Source organism: Hydrogenophaga intermedia (genome assembly GCF_000723405.1).
Taxonomy (GTDB): domain Bacteria; phylum Pseudomonadota; class Gammaproteobacteria; order Burkholderiales; family Burkholderiaceae_C; genus Hydrogenophaga; species Hydrogenophaga intermedia.
Window position 1 is genome coordinate 1 of sequence record NZ_CCAE010000042.1, and the last position, 20,030, is coordinate 20,030.

The 20,030-nt window shown below is 69.5% G+C and carries 21 protein-coding genes and 1 pseudogene; 9 read left to right on the top strand and 13 right to left on the bottom strand.

What is annotated here, in order from left to right; translation table 11 throughout:
• Positions 1-73 precede the first annotated feature (73 nt).
• The 6 genes and pseudogenes from BN948_RS19115 to BN948_RS19140 all read left to right on the top strand — a co-directional run bounded on the left by BN948_RS19115 (position 74) and on the right by BN948_RS19140 (position 4,149).
• Complete coding sequence (locus BN948_RS19115; protein ID WP_009520510.1) at positions 74-766, top strand: IS6 family transposase; 693 nt, start codon at positions 74-76, stop codon at positions 764-766.
• 52 nt (positions 767-818) lie between these two features.
• A pseudogene (locus BN948_RS19120) lies at positions 819-1,733 on the top strand (TRAP transporter substrate-binding protein); the annotation flags it as partial.
• Positions 1,734-1,824: 91 nt separating this feature from the next.
• The gene (locus BN948_RS19125; RefSeq protein WP_009515028.1) at positions 1,825-2,076 is read left to right on the top strand and encodes a type II toxin-antitoxin system Phd/YefM family antitoxin; all 252 of its coding nucleotides are present in this window, start codon (positions 1,825-1,827) and stop codon (positions 2,074-2,076) included.
• 3 nt (positions 2,077-2,079) lie between these two features.
• Complete coding sequence (locus tag BN948_RS19130) at positions 2,080-2,502, top strand: type II toxin-antitoxin system RelE family toxin (protein WP_009515026.1); 423 nt, start codon at positions 2,080-2,082, stop codon at positions 2,500-2,502.
• Between the two features lie 4 nt (positions 2,503-2,506).
• Positions 2,507-3,430, top strand: coding sequence for a delta(1)-pyrroline-2-carboxylate reductase family protein (locus BN948_RS19135; protein ID WP_009515023.1), 924 nt, complete (start codon positions 2,507-2,509; stop codon positions 3,428-3,430).
• Positions 3,427-4,149, top strand: coding sequence for an aldolase (locus BN948_RS19140; protein ID WP_009515021.1), 723 nt, complete (start codon positions 3,427-3,429; stop codon positions 4,147-4,149). The genes BN948_RS19135 and BN948_RS19140 overlap by 4 nt, the downstream gene beginning before the upstream one ends.
• A 7-nt stretch (positions 4,150-4,156) precedes the next feature.
• Here BN948_RS19140 and BN948_RS19145 read toward each other — a convergent pair whose 3' ends face one another.
• The 5 genes from BN948_RS19145 to BN948_RS19165 are packed head-to-tail and all read right to left on the bottom strand — an operon-like array spanning position 4,157 to position 8,847.
• Positions 4,157-5,146 carry a 2Fe-2S iron-sulfur cluster-binding protein gene (locus tag BN948_RS19145; RefSeq protein ID WP_009515020.1) on the bottom strand — a complete coding sequence of 330 codons (990 nt, stop codon included), beginning with the start codon at positions 5,144-5,146 and terminating at the stop codon, positions 4,157-4,159.
• Positions 5,147-5,167: 21 nt separating this feature from the next.
• Positions 5,168-6,133: a PdxA family dehydrogenase gene (locus BN948_RS19150; RefSeq protein ID WP_009515014.1), complete on the bottom strand. Its 966-nt coding sequence runs from the start codon at positions 6,131-6,133 to the stop codon at positions 5,168-5,170.
• Positions 6,134-6,149: 16 nt separating this feature from the next.
• On the bottom strand, positions 6,150-6,614 hold the full coding sequence (locus tag BN948_RS19155) for an aromatic-ring-hydroxylating dioxygenase subunit beta (protein ID WP_009515012.1): 465 nt from the start codon (positions 6,612-6,614) through the stop codon (positions 6,150-6,152).
• On the bottom strand, positions 6,611-7,846 hold the full coding sequence (locus BN948_RS19160; RefSeq protein WP_009515010.1) for an aromatic ring-hydroxylating dioxygenase subunit alpha: 1,236 nt from the start codon (positions 7,844-7,846) through the stop codon (positions 6,611-6,613). The genes BN948_RS19155 and BN948_RS19160 overlap by 4 nt, the downstream gene beginning before the upstream one ends.
• A gap of 8 nt (positions 7,847-7,854) precedes the next feature.
• Complete coding sequence (locus tag BN948_RS19165) at positions 7,855-8,847, bottom strand: Bug family tripartite tricarboxylate transporter substrate binding protein (protein ID WP_009515009.1); 993 nt, start codon at positions 8,845-8,847, stop codon at positions 7,855-7,857.
• Positions 8,848-9,002: 155 nt separating this feature from the next.
• Here BN948_RS19165 and BN948_RS19170 point away from each other — a divergent pair, with 155 nt between their 5' ends.
• Entirely contained in the window at positions 9,003-9,785 is a 783-nt protein-coding gene (locus BN948_RS19170; RefSeq protein WP_069903045.1) for an IclR family transcriptional regulator domain-containing protein, read from the top strand.
• Between the two features lie 8 nt (positions 9,786-9,793).
• On the opposite strand, the gene BN948_RS19175 is transcribed toward BN948_RS19170, so the two are convergent.
• Entirely contained in the window at positions 9,794-10,753 is a 960-nt protein-coding gene (locus BN948_RS19175) for a LysR family transcriptional regulator (RefSeq protein ID WP_035623223.1), read from the bottom strand.
• A gap of 130 nt (positions 10,754-10,883) precedes the next feature.
• Between BN948_RS19175 and BN948_RS19180 the strand changes: the two genes are divergently transcribed.
• Positions 10,884-11,864 (top strand): Bug family tripartite tricarboxylate transporter substrate binding protein, encoded by a 981-nt coding sequence (locus BN948_RS19180; protein ID WP_009515005.1) that lies wholly within the window; start codon positions 10,884-10,886, stop codon positions 11,862-11,864.
• The gene (locus BN948_RS19185; RefSeq protein WP_009515003.1) at positions 11,864-13,396 is read left to right on the top strand and encodes a UxaA family hydrolase; all 1,533 of its coding nucleotides are present in this window, start codon (positions 11,864-11,866) and stop codon (positions 13,394-13,396) included. Before BN948_RS19180 ends, BN948_RS19185 begins: the two co-directional genes overlap by 1 nt.
• A gap of 7 nt (positions 13,397-13,403) precedes the next feature.
• Here the strand turns inward: BN948_RS19185 and BN948_RS19190 are convergent, their stop codons facing one another.
• The 7 genes from BN948_RS19190 to BN948_RS19220 all read right to left on the bottom strand — a co-directional run bounded on the left by BN948_RS19190 (position 13,404) and on the right by BN948_RS19220 (position 19,947).
• The gene (locus tag BN948_RS19190; protein ID WP_009515001.1) at positions 13,404-13,913 is read right to left on the bottom strand and encodes a TlpA family protein disulfide reductase; all 510 of its coding nucleotides are present in this window, start codon (positions 13,911-13,913) and stop codon (positions 13,404-13,406) included.
• A 75-nt stretch (positions 13,914-13,988) separates the two neighbouring features.
• Positions 13,989-14,792 (bottom strand): enoyl-CoA hydratase/isomerase family protein, encoded by an 804-nt coding sequence (locus tag BN948_RS19195; protein ID WP_009514999.1) that lies wholly within the window; start codon positions 14,790-14,792, stop codon positions 13,989-13,991.
• A gap of 17 nt (positions 14,793-14,809) precedes the next feature.
• Positions 14,810-16,039, bottom strand: a complete 1,230-nt coding sequence (locus BN948_RS19200) for a CaiB/BaiF CoA transferase family protein (RefSeq protein ID WP_009514995.1) — start codon at positions 16,037-16,039, stop codon at positions 14,810-14,812.
• Between the two features lie 24 nt (positions 16,040-16,063).
• Positions 16,064-16,963: an acyl-CoA dehydrogenase family protein gene (locus BN948_RS19205; RefSeq protein ID WP_009514993.1), complete on the bottom strand. Its 900-nt coding sequence runs from the start codon at positions 16,961-16,963 to the stop codon at positions 16,064-16,066.
• Positions 16,960-18,111 carry an acyl-CoA dehydrogenase family protein gene (locus BN948_RS19210; protein ID WP_009514991.1) on the bottom strand — a complete coding sequence of 384 codons (1,152 nt, stop codon included), beginning with the start codon at positions 18,109-18,111 and terminating at the stop codon, positions 16,960-16,962. The genes BN948_RS19205 and BN948_RS19210 overlap by 4 nt, the downstream gene beginning before the upstream one ends.
• 19 nt (positions 18,112-18,130) lie before the next feature.
• Complete coding sequence (locus tag BN948_RS19215; RefSeq protein WP_009514989.1) at positions 18,131-18,952, bottom strand: SDR family NAD(P)-dependent oxidoreductase; 822 nt, start codon at positions 18,950-18,952, stop codon at positions 18,131-18,133.
• Positions 18,949-19,947 carry a Bug family tripartite tricarboxylate transporter substrate binding protein gene (locus BN948_RS19220; RefSeq protein ID WP_009514987.1) on the bottom strand — a complete coding sequence of 333 codons (999 nt, stop codon included), beginning with the start codon at positions 19,945-19,947 and terminating at the stop codon, positions 18,949-18,951. Before BN948_RS19220 ends, BN948_RS19215 begins: the two co-directional genes overlap by 4 nt.
• Between the last annotated feature and the right edge of the window lie 83 nt (positions 19,948-20,030).

A 20,030-nucleotide genomic window follows, 5' to 3' on the forward strand; every position in this document is an offset into this window, starting at 1 on the left:
GGTTTTGTCGCGTTGACGGTCAAGCAACTTGCTCGTCTATGCTGAGCACTTTGACTGAAAAGGTTTGAACGAGATGCTGGCGACCAAAGGAATGCGCTTCCCAATCGACGTCATTCTGGTGTGCATTCGCTGGTATGCAGCGTATCCGTTGAGCTACCGCCACCTGGAGGAAATGATGCAGGAACGAGGTGTGTTTGTCGACCATTCCTCTATCAACCGCTGGGCGATCCGGTTTCTTCCATTGCTTGAAAAAGTCTTTCGCAAACACAAGCGCCCGGTGGGCGGCAGCTGGCGCATGGACGAAACCTATATCAAGGTCAAAGGCGTCTGGAAATACCTCTACCGCGCAGTGGACAAGGAGGGAAAGACGGTCGACTTTCTGCTGACGGCCCAGCGCGACAAGGCCGCAGCCGTGCGCTTCTTTGACAAGGCCATGAAGGCCAGCGGTGTTCCCGAGAAGGTCACCCTGGACAAGAGCAGCGCCAACAAGGCAGCCATGGATGAGATCAATGCCCGAGGCGAAATGCCGATCATCGTGCGGCAAATCAAATACCTGAACAACATCGTGGAGCAGGACCATCGGGCCATCAAACGGGTCACCAAACCAATGCTCAACTTCAAGTCATTTCGAGCCGCCAAAAATGTCCTGGCCGGCATCGAGCTGATGCACATGATCCGCAAAGGTCAGCTCCTGCTGGAAGGCGGTATCAAGCTGTCTTTTGCCGACCAGTTTTATGTATTGTCAGGACAAATCCGTCCCGTTTGAAGAACTGGCATCCGTTCCTACCCCAAACTCGTTTATCAACTGGCAACGCGACAGAACCCTGTCGGGCGGCAAGTTCGAGGTGTCCATCCACGCCGCCGGTGAGATCGTGCCCGCCTTCGGCGTGGTCGACGCGATCCAGGACAACACCATCGAGATGGCGCAGACCGCGTCGTACTACTTCACCGGCAAGGACCCGATCTTCGCCTTCGGCTGCGCCGTGCCCTTCGGCCTGACCGCGCGCCACATGGACGCCTGGATGGAGCACGGCAACGGCCGCAAGCTCATGGACGAGTTCTACGCCAAGTTCAACATCCTCTCCATGAGCTCCGGCAACACCGGCACCCAGATGGGTGGCTGGTACCGCAAGGAAATCAAGACCGTGGCCGACCTCAAGGGCCTGAAGATGCGCATGGGCGGCGGCCTGTTCGGCGAGTCCATGGCCAAGCTGGGCGTGGTGGCGCAGAACATGCCCGCCGGCGAGGTGTACCAGGCCCTGGAAAAAGGCACGCTGGACGCCACCGAGTTCGTCGGCCCCTTCGACGACGAGCGCCTGGGCTTCAACAAGGTCGCGCCCTTCTACCACTACCCCGGCTGGTGGGAAGGCGGCGCCGAGCTCGAGTTCTTCATCAACAAGAAGGCCTTCGACGCCCTGTCGGCCGAGAACAAGGCCATCGTGCGCGCCGCCGGTGCGGTGGCCGCGCGCGACATGACCGCCAAGTACGACGCGCAGAACCCGCTGGCCCTCAAGCGCCTGGTGGCCTCGGGCACCAAGCTCATCGCCTTCCCCAAGGCCGTGATGGACGCCGGCTTCAAGTCCGCGCAGGAAGTGTTCGCCGCGCACGAGGCCAAGTCGCCCGAATTCAAGAAGATCCACCAGGACATGCGCGCCTTCCAGCGCGACCAGATCCTGTGGAGCCGCTTCTCCGAGTGGCGCTACGACAGCTACATCACCTCGGCCAAGATCTGAACGGTCCGGCCCCGAGAAGAAGCCCGCCAGCCGGCGGGCTTTTTTTTCGCCTGAATCAGCGCTAAAATCAGCTCTTATTTTGGAGCGAAATATGAACACCATTCTCGCCGACCAAACCGTGAGCATGTCGGACTTCAAGAAGAACCCCGCGGCCGTCTTGCGTGGGGCAAAGCACAAACCCGTGGCCGTGCTCAGCCACAACCGACCGGCTTTCTACATGCTCAAGCCCAGCCTTTTCGAGGCCATCATGGAAGAACTGATCGATCAGGAGCTCCAGGCCAAGGTGGCTGCGCGGCTCGCGGAGAAGATCGAAGCTGTCGAAGTCGACATCGACAGCGTGTGACCCGTGGCCAAGGCCAAAGCACCCTTGCCAGCACCCGTGGCAGCGCCCTCGCCACACAAGTACAAGCTGAAGTTCCTGCCCTCCGCGCTGGACGAATGGAAGGCCCTGGATGGATCCGTGAAGGAGAACTTCAGGAAGCTGTTGAAATCGCGGCTGGACAATCCGCATGTGCCTGGCGCCGAGCTTCGGGGCGAACTCCGCGGTTACTACAAGATCAAGCTGCGCAAGCAGGGCTATCGCCTGGTGTATGGCGTGGAGGACGACGCACTCGTCGTGATGGTCATGGCCGTCGACAAACGAGAAGATTCCGAGGCCTACGCATCGGCCATCGCTCGCTTGCAGCCGGCCAGCAAACGAATCGCGAAAGCGGGTTCTGGCGACGCGGCACCGCAGAAGCACACACGCCCGGGCAAACGACGTCAGTGACCACATGAACCCACCCACGCTGTTCTCGCCCGAAGCCACCGCCGCGGCCCTGCCTTATCCCGAACTGGCCGATGCCATCGCCGCGCTGCTGCGCGACCCGGCAGTGAAGGTGCCGGCGCGAACCGTGTTGCCGCTGCCGGCGGGGGGTGTGCTGATCGCCATGCCCGCCACGGACGCGCGCGTGGCCATCACCAAGCTGATCAGCTTCGTCGCCGACAACGCCGCGCGCGGCCTGCCCGGCATCCAGGGCGACGTCATCGTGTTCGATGCGCGCGATGGCCGCCGCCTGGCCCTGCTCGACGGACCCACGGTCACGGCGCGGCGCACCGCCGCCGTGTCGTTGCTGGCCGCGCAACGGCTCGCGCCACGCACCGACGGCCCGCTGCTGATCGTGGGCGCTGGCGTGCAGGGGCGCGCGCACCTGGAGGCCTTCGCCAGCGGGCTGGGCGTGACGCAGGTGCGCGTGGCCTCGCGCAGCGCCGCGAGCGCCGATGCGCTGGTGGCACACGCACGCCACCTGGGCCTGGAAGCGAGCCGCGTGGACGACGCCGACGCCGCGCTGGCCGATTGCCCCCTCGTGGTGAGCGCCACGCCCGCGCAAGCCGCGTCGCTGCACGCCACGCCGCGCGACGATGCCTTCATCGCCGCCGTCGGCGCCTTCACGCCCGCGATGCTCGAATGGGCGCCCGATGTCTGCCGCCACATCGCCGCGCGCGGCACGCTCGCCGTGGACACGCGCGACGCCGACCACGAGGCCGGCGACCTGCTGCAGGCCGGCCTCGACGTCACCGCCGTGCCCACGCTGGCCGACTGGCTCGACCGCCCGCGACCGAACGGCCCGGTGTTCTTCAAGAGCTGCGGCTGGGCCGGCTGGGACCTGGCGGCCGCCCGCCTTGTCGCGGCCGAATTCATCAGAACCGACGCATGAACCACGAACACGACTACACCAGCGATGCCGTGCGCCAATTGCGCACCGACCTCGCGCTCGCGCTGCGCGCCGCCGCGCACTTCGGCCTGTCCGAGGGCGTGTGCAACCACTTCAGCGTGGAGCTGCCCGACGGCTCGGGCCGCTTCCTGCTCAACCCACGCGGGCTGCTGTGGCAGGAGGTGCAAGCCGACGACATCGTGATGGTGGACACGCAGGGCCAGGTGCTGGCGGGTCGCCACCCGGTGGAGAGCACGGCCATGCACATCCACGCCGGCATGCACCGCGTGGCGCGCCAGGCCGTGGTGCTGCACACGCACATGCCCTACGCCACCGCGCTCACGCTCACGCGCGGCCGCGCGCTGGACACCACGCTGTCGCAGAACGCCATGCGCTTCCATGGCCGCGTGGGCACCGACCCGGTCTACAACGGCCTCGCGCTCGACCACGCCGAGGGCGAGCGCATCGCGCGCGCCATGGGCGACGCCGACGTGGCCTTCCTGGCCAACCACGGCGTCATCGTCTGCGGCGCGCGCATCGACCACGCCTTCGACGACCTGTACTACCTGGAACGCGCCTGCATGGCGCAGGTGATCGCCGCGTCCAGCGGGCTGCCGCTCGCGCCCAGCACGCCCGAGATGGCCGCGCGCGTGGCCGAACAGACGCTGGGCGAGCGCCTGCAGTCGGAGCTGTTCTTCGAGGCGCTGCGCCGCCGCCTGTGAAGCCGCGTCAGCCGACGACGAAGATGTCGGCGTGGAAGCGCTCGGGTGGCAGGCCCAGTGCCGCGCACTGCGCCCGAACCGCGGACACCATCGCGGGCGCGCCGCAGCAGTAGACCTCGGCGCCTTGCAGGTCGTCGGCCACCGCGCGCACGGCCGTGTCGACGCGGCCGTGGTGGCCCTGCAGGGCCTGCGCGTCGGCTTCGTTCTCCAGCGCGGGCACGAAGCGCCAGTCGGGCAGGCCACGCGCCCACTTCTGCACGTGCTCCAGCAGGTACAGGCCCGAGCGATCGCGCGCCCCCCACACCAGCGTCACCGGCCGCGTCGATTTCTGGCGCAGCAGGTGATCGAGCAGCGACTTCACCGGCGCGAAGCCGGTGCCGCCGCACACGCACAACAGCGGCCGGTCCGACGCCGGGTCGATCTCCACCTGGCCGAAGGGCAGTTCCACGTCCAGCGTGTCGCCGGGCTGCAGCCCGGGCGCTAGCGCGCTGAAGCGCCCCCCGGCCACGTGGCGCACGTGCAGTTGCACGCCATCGCTTTCGTGCGGCGGGTTGGCCATGGAGTAGCTGCGCTGTTCGCCATCAGGCAGTTGCACCTGCAGGTACTGCCCGGCGCGAAAGCGCGCGCGCTTGCCCGCGGGCAGGCGCAGTTGCAGCAGGCTGACGTCGGGCGCGGCCAGGGTGTTGCGGTAGACCTTGAGCCGCAGGCGCTGGCGCGCGCCCGGCTCGGCGCGGCGCCAGCTCGCGGGGGCGATGCTCAGGTCGCTGCGCGGGCGGCACTGGCACAGCAGTTGCTGCCCCGGTGGCGTCGCCTCGGCGGAGACGACACCGAGCTCGAACTCACCTTCTTCGACGCGCGCGGCGCAATTGCCGCACACGCCCTTGCGGCAGGAATAGGGCATCTCGATGCCCGCCTTCAGCGCCGCGTCGAGCACGGTGTCGGTGGGCTCGCAGGCGAAGGACACGTCGGTGCCGGCGATGCGGATCTGGTGGGTCATGCGAACAAGAGGGAAGCGGGTTCAGGCCGGCGTTGAGGTCGGCGTTGGGCCCATCACCAGGCGCAGGCTGCGCAGCAGCGCATCGGGCCGCGCCTGGCCGGTGCCGGCGATGTCCATCGCGCTGCCGTGGCCGGTGCTGGCCAGCAGCACGTCGGCACCGATGGACAGGGCGCTGGCGCCCTGCGGGGCGAGCAGCTTGATGGGGATGTGGCCCTGGTCGTGGAACATGGCCACGTACAGGTCGTGCGGGCGGCGCGCGTGGTCGGCCAGCAGCACGTCGGCGCCTTGCGGTTCGCCCACGTCCACTCCCTGCTCGCGCAGGGTTCGCGCGGCGGGCACGGTGCAGCGCGCGTCGTGCGGGCCGAACAGCTCGCCCTCGGACGCGTGCGGGTTCACGCCGAACAGCGCCACGCGCGGCTCGGCGACGCCCAGGCGCCGGCAGGCGCGCACGCCGGCCTGCGTGGCGGCCACCACCAGGGCCGGGTTCAGGCGCGACAGCGCGCGCTCCACGCTTTCGTGCAGCGTGGCGTGCACGATGCGCAGGCCACCGCCGATGAGCAGCAGGAAGACCTCGTCCTCGCTTTGGCCGCAGACCGAGGCGACCAGGCTCGGGTAACCGCTGAAGCGGATGCCGGCCTGCGCGATGGCGGTTTCGTGGTGCGGGCCCGCCACCACGGCCTGCACCTCGCCCGCGCGGCAGGCTTCGATGGCCGCGCTCGCACTGGCCACGGCGCTGCGGCCGGCCTCGGCGTCGATGCGGCCGGGCCGGTGCGCGCCGGCGGGCAGGCCGCCCACGTGCACCTGCGCGAGGCCTTTCAGAAGGTGCTCCAGGCCCAGGGCCTGCGCGGTGGCGCGCAGCACCTCGCCCGGTCCGTAGACCACGAGGCGCTCGCGCTCCTCGGGCGCCAGCTCGGCCAGCGCCTTGAGCACGATCTCGGGTCCGACGCCGTTCGGATCGCCCAGGCTCAGGGCCACGCGCGGACTCATCGCTCGCTCCGGGCGCTCACAGCGGCAGCGCCATCAGCGTGTCGGTGACGGTGCTGTCGCACACCGCCACGCGCTCGGCCAGCAGCAGCTTCCCGTCCACCCGCACGAAGCGGTCGCGGTAAACGCCGGTGGCGAAGAGCCGCGTCTCGCCGTGCGCCATGATGCGCGCCACCATGAACGGCGTGCTTGCGCGCGCCGAGTGCTCGTCGGCCGCCTCCAGCAGCGGCACGCCGAGCAGGTGGCGGTAGCGCTGGCGCTCGTAGATGTTGGCCTCGCGCAGCGCGGCCACGCGGTCCTCCAACATGGCGCGCGAGTCGGCCCAGACGATGCCGGCCGGCAGGCCCTGCTGCTCGTTCTCCACGTGCGTGATGCGGTAGTGCGCATCGGGCGCGAAGAAGTCGGGCCACTGCTCCAGGCGGTCGCTGTCGATGGTTTCGGCGTAGGCCGCGTGAAAGGCCATGAGGTTCAGCAGATCGATCACGCCGCCACCCCCATGTGCTGGCGGTAGGCCTTCCAGAAGCCGCGCACCGAGGTTTCGGTGGCCCGGCCTTCGCCCGAGGCCACCACGTCGCCGCCCATGGCCACCACGGCGTGCTGGTCGCGCGCGCCGGCGATGCCACGTTGCACGAAGCCACCCACCGCGCCGTCTTCCATGGAGATGAAGCCCGCCGGGCCCACCAGGTTGCACTGCTTGAGGCGCATGCGCAATTGCTCGGGCGTGTCGTCCTCGAAGCCCAGGTAGACCCAGTGCAGCTCGCTGCGGTCCTTGCCCTTGGTGACCACCTGGCGCACGGCCAGGCAGTTCTGGATCTGCTGCAGCACGAAGCCCGGAAACACCGAGAGGATCTGCAGCGTGATGCCATCGGGCCACTCGTCGAAGCCGGCGAGCACGCTCGGGTCCTTCAGGCGGTAGCGGTCGTGGTCGGAGCGCAGGCCCTGCTCCTTGTACGACTCGTCCTTGGCCGCTGGGTCGATCATCGAATAGCTCACGTGGTTGCCGCCCGATTCGTCCACGATCACCCCGCCCTTCTGCGAGAGGCGGTTGAGTTCGAAGGTGGTGAAGAACAGGTGCAGCAGGCTCGCGTGGTAGCTGTCGCGCACGTTCTCCACGTAGAGCTTCCAGTCGTTGGGCAGGGCCTGGGTGAAGCGGCCGATGACCTTCACCGGTTTGTGCAGCACGCGTTCGATGCGCGCGCAGATGTCCTCGCCCAGGTACTCCTCGATCGGCGGCACGTCATCGCTGAAGCTGCCGAAAACCAGACCGCAGTACACGGCCACGCGCAGCTTGCGCGGGCCGTGCTCTTCCTTGCAGAAGTCGGGCGGCATGCCGCCCTGGCCCTTCACGCCCTTCTCGAAAGCCACGCCGGTGAGATCGCCCTGGCGGTTGTAGCTCCAGGCGTGATACACGCACTGGAAGCTCTCGGCCTTGCCGGATTTCTCCAGCGCGATCAACGCGCCGCGGTGGGCGCAACGGTTCTCGAACGCGTACACCTCGCCGTCGGCGTCGCGCACCACCACCACGGGCGTCTCGCCCACGTGCGTGGTGCGGTAGCTGCCGTCCTCGGGCAGCTCCGCGTCGAGGCACAGGTAGTTCCAGGTGGCACCGCGAAACACACGGTCCTGCTCCTGCGCGTGGATGTCATCGTCTGCGTACACCGCGTAGGGCACGCGGGTGAGCCGATCGGCCCAATGAATGGCTTGCACGTCTGGCATGTCGTCGGTCACTCGAGGGTCACGTTGGCGGCCTTGATCACGCGGGCCCACTTCTCGGACTCGGCTTTGATGAAGGCACCCGTCTGCTTCGGCGTCTGCCCACCCGGCTCGGCGCCCTGCGCGGCGAACTTCTCGCGCACGTCGGGCAGGGCCATCGCGGCGGCGAAGTGCTTCTGGATCTGCACCGCCACCGCCTCGGGCGTGCCCGATGGCGCGACCACGCTGAAGAAGGTCACGGCCTGCATGTCGGGCAACTTGAGCTCGGTGAAGGTCGGCACGTCGGGCAGCGCCTTCGAGCGGCGCTCGTCCGCCACCGCCAGCACCTTGATGCGCTTGCTCTGGTGGTATTGCGCCGAGGAGGCGATGTTGTCGAAGAACACGTCCACCTGGCCACCGACGAGATCGGTCAGCGCGGGCGCCGTGCCGCGGTAGGGGATGTGCACCATGCGCGTGCCGGTGAGCTGCATGAACAGGTTGGCCGTGAGGTGCGAGGTGGAGCCGTTGCCCTGCGAGGCGTAGGTCACCTTGTCGGGGTTGGCTTTGAGATAGGCGATGAACTCGGCCAGGTTGTTGGCCGGCACCTTGGTGGAAACGCCCAGCACGTTGGGCACCGTGGCCACCACCGTCACCGGCACCCACTTGGTGGGGTCGAACGGCATGGTCTTGTAGAGGTGGTGGTTGATGGCGATCGGGCCGGGCGGCGACACCAGCAGCGTGCTGCCGTCGGCTTCGGCGCGCGCGACGAACTCGCCTCCGATGTTTCCGCCTGCACCGGTGCGGTTCTCCACCACGATGCCCGCGGGATAGGCATCGCGCATCTTCTCGGCGAGTACGCGCGGCAGCACGTCGGCGGTGCCACCCGCAGGGAACGGCACCACCAGGCGCAGCAGCTTGGGCGATGCACCCGACTGGGCCAGCGCGTTCAAGGGAAGCGCGGCGCACAGGCCGGCGGCGATCGACGCCGCCGCGAGGGCGCGTCGCGTGATTCGTGGGGAGTTCATGTCATTCCTCTGCGTGGGGTGGGCGAAACGTGTCGGCCAATCACCGGCACGGCGGCGCAGTCTAGGCGCGTGCTTGATGCACATCAACGAATTCGCACAAAATGTGCGCCATGCGAACTTCATCCAAACCATCAAGCACGGCCGGCCACGCCAGCGTGACCCATGACACGGACGAGCGGTCCGAGCGCGGCGAACGCGACTACGTCATGGCGCTGGAGAAGGGCCTCGCCATCATCGAAGCCTTTGGCCAGTTGCGCGGCGCGGCCACGCTCACGCAGCTCGCCGAGGTCACGGGCCACACCAAGGCCTCGGTGCGCCGCTCGCTGCACACGCTGTGCCACCTGGGCTACGCCACGCAGGACGGTCGCCAGTTCCAACTGGCCGCGCGCGCCTTGCGCCTGGGCTCGGCCTTCGTGGTGTCGGACGCGCTCACGCGCCTGGCGCAGCCCATCCTGGAGACCACCGCCGAGCGCACGAAGGAATCGGCCTCCATCGCGGTGCTCGATTCGCAGGACTCGGTCTTCGTCGCACGCGCCACGCACCGGCGCAGCCTGTCGGTGGGGCTGGGCGTGGGCGCGCGGCTGCCGGCCTACGCCAGCGCCACGGGCCGCGTGCTGCTGGGCGGGCAGCCGCGCGACTGGGTGCGCTTCATGCTCAACCGCATGGGCCGGCCCGCGCTCACGGTCAAGACCATCACCAGCCTGCCCAAGGTGATACAGCAGGTGGACCTGGCGCAGCGGCAGGGTTACGCGCTGTGCGACCAGGAACTCGAAATCGGCCTGCGCTCGATCGCGGTGCCCATCCTCGACCGCCGTGGCCGCACCATCGCGGCGATGAGCCTGTCGGTGGCGACGAGCCGCATGGACGTGCCCACCATCCTGGAGAAGCTGCTGCCCGAGCTGGAGCGCGCGAAGCAGAAGTTTCCCGCGCTGCTGTAAGACGCGCTTCAGCGCGCGGGCCGCCTTCGGGCCTTCGCACCGCGCCGTGCGCTCGCGCGCAGCGTGCCCAGCAGCTTGTCGGCCGCCGGTGTGCGCAGCCCGCCGCGCAGCATGATGAGCCCCACCGGTGGCAACTCGATCGGCACCGGCAGCGCCAGGGTTCGCGCCAGTTGCTCGCCTTCCAGGTAGCGCGCCACCTCGTGTGCAACGAAGGCCACGCGCCGGTGCTGGCGCAGGAAGCTCAGCGTCACCAGGAAAGACGCGGTCTCCACGATGTCCGCCGGCGGCTCCAGGCCGTGCTTGTAGAACATCTGGTTGAGCTTGATGCGCGACGAGGCCCAGGGCGGTGGCACCACCCAGGGCTGCGCGGCCAGGTCCGCCCAGCCGGGTTTTCGCAGGCGGGCCAGGGCATGGTCGCTCGCCACCACCACGCTCATCGCCTCGGTGTACAGCGCCTCTGTCTCCAGGTCGGGCGAGGCGTAGCCTGGCTCCAGGCGGCCCACGATGAAGTCCAGCTCGCCCACGCGCAGGCGCGGCAACAGGCGCGACAGGTCGCCCTCTTCCACCAGCACCGCCGTGCGCGGCGCTTCCTGTTTCAGGCGGCTCACGGCCTCCATCAGCAGGCCCGGCGTGGCCACCACCATGGCGCCCACGCGGATGCGCCCGGCCCCGCCGCTGGCCACGGCAGAGATGTCCTCGCGCGTGCGGTCGAAGTCGGCCAGCACCGAGCGCGCGAAACGCGCCACCTTCTGCCCATAGGCCGTGGGTTCCGTGCCGCGCGTGGAGCGCACGAACAGCTCCAGCCCGAACAGGCGCTCGATCTCGGCGAGCGACTTGCTCACCGCCGGCTGCGTGAGCGAGAGAAACTCGGCCGAGCGCCCGAGGTGGCGGAACTCGTCGAGCGCCACGATCAGCTGCAGGTGTTTGAGCTTGAGGTTGGAACGCAGCACGCGGTCGATGTCGCTCATGGGGGTGGGCTCCGGTTTGGTGTACATGAAGAATATGACATGCAGCATGTCCACTTCTTCATTGGTTGGACATGGTGACAGCCACCAGAATGCGGCGCGTTCCCCCACACACAACGACAGGAGACAAGCCATGCACATGAACCGCCGCCAACTCATGCTCGGCACCGTGGGCGCCGCCCTCGGGGGCGCCGCGCCGCTGCTGCGTGCCGCCGCTTACCCCGAGCGCCCCATCACCTTCATCTGCCCCTGGCCCGCGGGCGGCACCGGCGACATGACCATGCGCGCCCTGTGCGTGGCCGCCAGCAGCGCGCTCGCCCAACCCGTGGTGGTGGAGAACCGCGCGGGGGCCTCCGGCATGCTGGGGCTCAAGGCACTCGCCATGGCGCGGCCCGACGGCTACACGGTGGGCCAGATCCCGATCTCGGTGACGCGCTTCTCGCAACTGGGCAGCGTGCAGCTCGACCCGATGAAGGACCTCACCTACCTGGCCCGCACCTCGGGGCAGACCTTCGGCATCGCGGTGCGCGCGGACTCGCCTCACAAGACCCTGAAGGACTTGGTCGCAGCGGCCAAGGCCGCCCCCGGCAAGCTCACCTACGGCAGCGCGGGCGTGGGTGGCGCCACGCACGTGGGCATGGAGGAGTTCGCCTTGGCCGCCGGCATCGAGCTCAACCACGTGCCCTACAAGGGCGGCGCGCCCGCCCTGCAGGATCTCTTGGGCGGCCAGATCGACGCGCTGGCCGACTCCAGCTCCTGGGCGCCGCATGTGAAGTCGGGCAAGCTGCGCCTGCTGGCCACCTGGGGCGTGCAGCGCACCCGCGAGTTCGCGGACGTGCCGACGCTCAAGGACTCGGGCTACGACGTGGTGGTGGACGCGCCCAATGGCGTGGGCGCGCCGAAGGGACTGGACCCGGCCATCGAGAAGCGCCTGCGCGAGGCCTTCAAGACCGCCGCCGCGAGCCCCGAGTTCGCGGCCGCCTGCGGCAAGATCGACGCGCCGCTGATGTACCTGGACGGGCCCGACTACGCCAGCTACGTCGCCACCACCTACCGCAAGGAAACGCAGCTCATCGAGCGGCTGAAACTGCGCGAACTGATGAGCAAGAGCTGATGCCCGTGGTCGACGCCTCGCCGCTGATCCGCCTGCACGCCAGCGACAACGTGCTGGTGGTGCGCCAGCCGCTGGCGCTGGGGCAGGCGCTGCCGGGCTTCGGCCTGCGCGCGAAGGCGCAACTGCCGGCCGGCCACAAGATCGCGGCGCGCGACATCGCGGCCGGCGAGCGGGTGCTCAAGTACAACGTGGTCATCGGCCGGGCCGCGCGCGACATCGAGGCCGGCGAGCACGTGCACGGCCACAACCTCGACCTCGCGCACGAGGCGCACGACCCCGGCTTCGGCCTGGACGTGAAGCCCGTGGACCACGTGCCCGAGTCCGCGCGCGCCCGTTTCATGGGGTTCGTGCGCCCGGACGGCCGCGTGGGCACGCGCAACTTCATCGGCATCCTCAGCTCGGTGAACTGTTCCGCCACGGTGATACACCGCATCGCCGCGCACTTCACGCCCGAGCGCCTGGCCGACTACCCCAATGTCGACGGCGTGGTGGCGTTCGCGCAGACCAGCGGCTGCGGCATGTCCAGCCCCAGCGAGCACTTCGACCTGCTGCGCCGCACGATCGGCGGCTACGCCAGCCACCCCAACCTGGCGGGCGTGCTGATCGTGGGCCTGGGCTGCGAGCGCAACCAGGTGGCCGATCTCATGGCCTCGCAAGGCCTGAGCGAAGGCCCGCTGATGCGCGGCTACGTGATGCAGGACGTGGGTGGCACGCGCGCCACCATCGCCGCCGGCGTGGCCGCCGTGCAGGCCATGCTGCCGCTGGCCAATGCCGCGCGGCGTCAGCCCGTGAGCGCGGCGCACCTGAAGGTGGGCCTGGAGTGCGGTGGCTCGGACGGCTTCTCCGGCATCGGCGCCAACCCCGCCCTGGGCGCGGCCATGGACCTGCTGGTGCGCCATGGCGGCACGGCCATCCTGTCGGAAACGCCGGAGATCCACGGCGTGGAGTTCATGCTCACGCGCCGCGCGGTGAGCCCCGCCGTGGGCCAGAAGTTGCTGGACCGCCTGGCCTGGTGGACCGAGTACACGCGCGGCCACCAGGCGCAGTTCAACGGCGTGGTGGGCGCGGGCAACCAGGCCGGCGGCCTGGCCAACATCGTGGAGAAATCGCTCGGCTCGGCCATGAAGGGCGGCACCACGCCACTGGTGGACGTGGTGCGCTACGCCGAGCGCATCGACACGCCCGGCCTGGTGTTCATGGACTCGCCGGGCTACGACCCGGTGGCCACCACGGGCCAGATCGCCAGCGGCGCCAACCTCATCTGCTTCACCACGGGGCGCGGCAGCATGTTCGGCAGCAAGCCAGCGCCCACCATCAAGCTGGCCAGCAACACGCCCATGTTCCAGCGGCTGGAAGAGGACATGGACATCAACTGCGGCCTGGTGATCGACGGCGAGCTCGACATCCCGCGCATGGGCGAGCGCATCTTCGAGCACATCCTGCGCACCGCGTCAGGAGAACGCACGAAGAGCGAACAACTGGGCCTGGGCGACCACGAGTTCGTGCCCTGGCACCTGGGCATCGTGAGCTGAGCGCGGCTCAGACGAAACGCGCGATCTGCGCCACGTCCTCCGGAAAGAGTTGACCCTTCTCGGCCATCACCACGCGGCCATCGCGGCCCCGCACCAGGGTCATGGGCAGCGCCTTGCTCGGCCGTGGCAGCACGCGATCGATGGCGGGCGTGGTGATGCCGGTGGGGAACGTGTAGCCGCGCCGCGCCAGGTAGCGCCGCGCATCCTCTTCCCGTTTGTCGATGGACAGGCCCAGCATCTTCAGGCCGCGCGGGCGCTGTTCGTCCCACAGCTTCTGCATCAGCGGCGTCTGCTCGGCGCAGTAGGGGCACCAACTGGCCCACCAGTAGATGAGCACCACCTGACCTTCGGCCTGCGCGGCGCGAAAGTGGCCGCCATCGAAGAGGGGCACGTCGGGCAGGGCCAGCGGGGCACCGATGGCGGGCACCGGCACCGGCACCTGCGGCGCGGCGTGCGCCAGGGGCACGGACGCCAGCGGCGTGGCGCCTAGGGCCTTGATGAGGGTTCGTCTGAGCATGCGTGGGCTCCGTCGCGCGGCGAAGAATCTGACGATTCTGCCGCGCCGGCTTTCACGCTGGAGGCAGGCCAAACCCTAGCGCCGGGCCTGCGGCCATTGAAACAGCGGCGGTTGCCGTTCGGTGAAGCGGCGCACCGCGTCCCGGTGGTACGCACTGGCCAGCGCCAAGGCCTGGCCGTGTGATTCGTGCGCCAGCGTGGCTGGCAGATCGTTGTCGAACGCACCTTGAAAGTGGCGCTTGGCCAGCGCAAGGGCCAGGGGTGATGCCTGGGTCAGCGCCCCGGCCATGGCCTGCGCGCGCGCCAGCAGGGCATCGCTGGCCACCACCTCCAGGGCCACGCCCATGGCCTGCGCTTCGGCGGCGTCGATTTCGCGAGCCGACAACACCAGCTCACGCGCGCGCTGCAGGCCGACCACACGCGGCAGCGTGTACAACGCGCCGCAGTCGGGGATCAGGCCCACGCGGCCGAACACCATGCACAGTCGCGCGCGTTCGCCCAGCAGCACCATGTCGGCCAACAGCAGCAGGCTGAAGCCGGCGCCATACGCCACGCCATCGGCGGCGGCGATCACGGGCCGCTCGAAGCCGTGCAAGGCGAGCGTCATGTCGCGGTAAAGGTCCATGCCGCGGCGCGCTTCCTCCGCGCTGCGCGGCCCCGCGTCGCGCATGCCGCGCACGTCGCCACCGGCGCAGAAGTTCGCGCCCGCGCCCTGCAGCAGCAGCACGCGCACGTCCTCGCGCGCGCCCAGCGCACGCAGGGCCTCGGTGAGTTCGGCTGCCATGCGACGGTCGATGGCGTTCATCACCTCGGGCCGGTTGAGCGTGAGGCGGGCCACGCCGTCCTGCACGGACACGATCAGGGTCTCGAATGTCTGCATGGCGGGCTCCCGCGGCCTCACACGACGCGAGCTTCGCGCAAGGCGGCAACGGCCGTCCCATCGAGCCCCAGCACGTCGCGCAGCACCTCGTCGGTGTGCTGCCCCAGCACGGGTGGGGCCATGGGCGCGCGCCCGGGCATGCCGGTGAAGCGGATGGGGCTGCCACAGAAGCGCGTGGGGCCCGCCTGCGCATGGTCGGCGGTGATCGCCACGCCGCGGTGCTGCACCTGCGGGTCGGCGAAGACCTCGTCGTACGTGTTGACCGGGCCGCTGGGAATGCCGGCCTGCTTCAACGCGGCCAGCAGGTCGGCCGACTGCCATTGAGCGGTGATCGCGCCGAAGGTGGCGGCCAGCTCGGTGCGGTGGCGCAGCCGTTCGCTGTTGGTGACGAAGCGCGGGTCACTCGCCAGCTCGGGGTGGCCCAGCGCCTCGCAGAACTCACGGTACTGGTCCTCGCTGCCGCAGATGACGATGACGCTGCGGTCGGCACAGGCGAAGGCCTGCGAGGGCAGGCCGCCGTTGCCTTCGGTGCCGCGGCGCGGCGGCACCTGGCCGGTGGCAAGGTAGGTGGCCACCGAATGCGTCTGCGCGACGATGGTGCTGTCGAGCAGAGCGATGTCGATGTGCGCGCCCTCGCCCGAGTGCGTGTCGCGCTCGTACAGCGCGGCCAGGATGCCGGCGGTGGCGAACTGGCCGGCCATGAAGTCGGCCAGGCTGGGGCCGGTCTTCATGGGCCCGCCACCGGGCACGCCGTCGGGCAGGCCGGTCACGGACATGAGTCCGCTCATGGCCTGGAACACGGTGTCGTAGCCGGGCTGCGCGGCGTAGGGCCCGGTCTGGCCGAAACCCGTGACGGAGCAGTAGATGAGGCGCGGGTTGAGGCGCCTGAGCGACTCGTGGTCGAGCCCGTAGCGCTTGAGGTCGCCGACCTTGTAGTTCTCGATCAGCACATCGCTCTGTTCCACCAGGCGGCGCACCAGGTCCTGCCCCTCGGGGCGCGCGAGGTCGATGGTGATGGAGCGTTTGTTGCGGTTGGCCGAGAGGTACATGGGCGACTCGCGCGTGTCGCGGCCTTCGGTGTCTTTCAGGAACGGCGGACCCCAGCGGCGGGCCTCGTCGCCTCGGCCGGGACGCTCGATCTTGATGACCTCGGCGCCGAGGTCACCCAGCGATTGCGCGGCCAGCGGCGCGGCAAGGATGCGGCTGAGGTCCAGCACGCGGATGCCGGTGAGGGGCAGTCGTTTCACGTCGATGTCTTCCCTGATGTCATGTCACACAGCCCAGGCCTTGCGCGCCGCGATCTGAAACTGGTGCTCGCACGCGCCCAGCTCCGATTGCAAACGCCGCGCGCGGTAGGTCCAACGGTGCAGCGGGTGCTCCAGCGTGAGGCCCATGGCGCCCATGAACTGGTGCAGGTCGTAGGCCACGGGGCGCACGGCCTGCTGCGCCTGGCCCAGCGCCAGCGCGGCCGGCACCGCGCCCGATGCCGCGGCCAGCGCGAACCAGCGCACACCCTCCACGAGCACGGCGCTCTGCGCCAGCCGGTGCTGCACCGCCTGCAGGCTGCCCAGCGGCCGGCCGAACTGGCGCCGGTCGCTCACGTGCTGCACCACGCTCACCATCGCAGCGGACAGGCAACCCGCGATCTCGGCGGCGATGGCGACGCGCCAGAGGTTCAGGCATTCGTTGGGGTCGGCGTCGAGCCGCTGCCAGCGCAAGTCCTCGGGCGCGATCAGCTCGCCCATCGGGTAGGCCCACAGGCTCTCCACCTCGCGCGCGTCACCGGCCTTCAGGTGGGCCAGGAACACGCCATCGGCCTCGATGGCCACCGCGCAGGCCGCCTGTGCGAGAAAGCGCGCGGGCGCGGCGCGGTCTTCGCCCAACACCGCGCACACACGCGGCAGCCCCAGGCGCGGCGCCAGCAGCGCCGAGGCGCCGAGCTCCGTGCAGAAGGGCAGACGCGCCAGCGCGATCACCATCGCGGCCGCGGCCACGGGGCCCAGGCCTTCGGTGTGGAAGGCCTCGAAATAGCCGCCCTGCTCCAGGTCGCGGTCGAGTTCGGGCAGGCACTCCACGCGCACCGGCGCGGGCGTTCGCGCCAGGTGGTGCTGCACCACCTGCTCCACCGCATCCAGCAGGGCGCGCTGGTCGTCGTTCAGTTCGTAGTTCATGCGCGGGCCTCGCGCGGCAGCTTCAGGAAATCCTGCGCCACCAGGTTGAGCTGGATCTCGGCCGCCCCCGCGGCGATGCCGGCGGCGATGGCGCGTTCGTGGTGCGAGAGGTGCAGCGGGTGATCGCTGCCGCAATACGTGTCGGGCAGGAAGCTCATGCCGAAGTCGGACACCCGGTGGTCGGCCGCGATCACCGCCGTGCGCGCGACGTTGGCGTCGGCGGTGGGCGGCAGGCCGCGCGCGCGCTGGTCGATCACGCGGTAGACCAGCAAGCGCGCGGCCTCGATGGCCGCCAGCGCCTGCCCCGCGCGCGCCTGCACCACCGGGTCGTCGAAGCGGCCCTGCGATTGCAACTGCCGCACCATCCCGTCGAGCACGCGGCGCGAGAAGGCGTAGCGCGCGATGCCCACGCGCTCGTGCGACAGCGCCCAGCCGATGATGGGCCAGGCCTGCCCCTCCTCGCCGAGCAGCGCGTCGGCAGGCACCACCACATCGTCGAAGAAGACCTCGTGGATGTCGCCTTCGCCGATGAGCGAAGGAATGCCGCGCACCGTGATGCCCGGCGTGTCCATGGGCACGAGGAAGATGCAGATGCCCTGGCGGCCCGCGCCGCCGGTTCGTGCAAGCAGGAAGCAGGTCTGCGCGAGGCCGGCGTAGGAGGTCCAGATCTTGGAGCCATTGATGACGTACTCATCGCCGCGCCGTTCGGCGCGTGTGCGCAGTGCCGCGAGGTCCGATCCGGCCGAGGGCTCGGAGAAGCCCTGGCACCAGATGGCCCGGCCCGCCGCCATGGGCGGCAGGTAGCGCTGCTTCTGCTCCAGCGAGCCGAAGCGCATGACCGTCTGCCCGATGAAGTTGACGTTCATGTACTGCGCGCCGCGCGGCTCGCCTGCGGCCCACAGCTCTTCGCCGATGATGAAGTGGTGCCAGGGCGGCGCGCCGCTGCCGCCGTGCTCCACGGGCCAGTGCGGCACCAGCAAGCCGGCGTCGGCGAGCTTCGGGCAAAAGTCCAGCGAGAACGCCGTCTGCTCGGGGCTGCCCGGGCCGTGGCGGCTCAGGCCCTCCCAATCGGGTGGCAGTTCGCGCGCGAGCAGTTCGCGCACGCGCTCGCGCAGCGCCGTCTGCTCCTCGGTCCACGAGAAATCCATGTGAGTCCCTGTCGTTCGTTCAGGCGGGCGCGGCGTCGCGGTTGACCTTGTGCAGGTAGCTCAGGTAGCCCATGGGCACGAAGCTGCCGCCATTGACGCCGATCACCGTTCCACTGGTCCACGTGGCGGCATCGCTCACCAGGTAGGCGCACAGCGGGCCCACGTCCTCGGGACGGCCCAGGCGCTGCAAGGGCACGGTCTCCACCTGGCGGCGGATGCGCTCGGGCGTGTTGAAGGTCTTCGCGAGTTCTTCGGTCATCACCACGCCCGGCGCCACCGCGTTCACGCGGATGCCGCGGTGGCCCCACTCGGCGGCCATCGTGCGCGTGAGGTTCTCCAGCGCCGCCTTGGCCGCGCCGTAGTGGCCCGTGCCCGGGTTGGGGTGCGAGGCGCTGCGCGACGTGATGTTGACGATCGAGCCCCCTCGCGCCATGGCGCGCGCGGCCGCCTGCGCGGCGAAGAAGGCGGCCTTGAGGTTGAGGTCGACCACGCGGTCCCACTGCGCCTCGCCGATGCCGTCGAGCGGGCCGACGTCGGCCGGGCTCGCGCTCCCGGCGTTGTTGATCCAGCCGTCGATGGCACCGAAGCGCTCGAGCGTGGCAGCGATCAGGCGCTCGCGGTCCTCGGCGCGCGTGATGTCGCCGGCCACCGCGAGGGCCTGCGCACCCCCGGCCTGCAAACTGCGCACGGTGTCATCCAGCGCGGCGGCGTCTCGCCCCGCCACCACCACGTTCGCGCCGCACTGTGCCACCGCGTCCGAAATGCCGCGCCCGATGCCCTTGCCGCCACCGGTGACAACGACCGTCTTGCCCGCAAGAGAAAACAAGCCGGGCACACTCATTGCGGCTGGTACCCGATCTGCTTCGCGGCGGCGGCCCACATGTCCTGCTCGGCCTTCGTGTTCTGCGCGTGCACCTCGGTGCCACCACCCACGGGCACCACACCGGCCTGCGCCAGGCGATCACGGATGGAGGGATCCTTCAGGACCTCGTTGAAGGCCGCGTTGAGTTTCTGCACCACGGGATCGGGCGTGCCGGCCGGCACCCAGATGCCATACGAGAACGCGAACTGCAGGTCGCGCACGCCCACCTCGGCCAGCGTGGGCACATCGGGCAGCGAAGGCGAACGCTCCTGCGCGCCGTGCGCGATGGCCTTGATCCTGCCGTCCTTGATCATGCCCAGGTAGAACACCGGCACGTCGATGCCCATCTGGATCTCGTTGGTCATCAAGGCCGTGGCCACCTGCGTGGAGCCCTTGTACGGAATGGCCACCGCCTCGAAGCCGGCCCTGGACTTGAGCATCTCGGTGGCGAGCAGGATGCTGCCGGCCGTGTGCGAGTAGTTCAGCTTGCCGGGGTTGGCCTTGGCGTAGGCCAGGAACTCCTTGAAGTTGTTCACCGGCATCGAGCCGGGGACCATCAGCGTCATGCCGCCGCGCGCGATGCTCACCACCGACTTCAGCGACGTCAGGATGTCGAACTTCAGGTCCTTGATGAGCACGGGCGTGAGGCTGCCGCCACCCAGCCAGAGCATGGTGTAGCCATCGGGCGGCTGCTGCGCCACATGCTGCGAGCCGATCAGGGCCGCGCCGCCCGGCTTGTTCTCCACCACCACCGGCTGCTTGAGCACCGCGCCCAGCTTCTCGGCGAAGGCGCGCGCCATGGTGTCGGAGCCGCCGGCCGCGAAGGGCACCACCAGCTTCACCGGCCGGTTCGGAAAGTCGGCCTGCGCCCAGGCGCCGCTGGCGGTGACCAGGGCCAGCGCGGCGGCACCGGCGCGCGCCAGCCAACGGCGGCGCGGCGAGGCGGAGGAAGAGGGGGTTGGCGTGCTCGGCATGGGTCTGTCTCCTGTTTCAAATCATGGAACTTCTGACCTGCATGCCCGGAAGCGGCCAGTGGGGCGCGATTCTAGGAATGGCC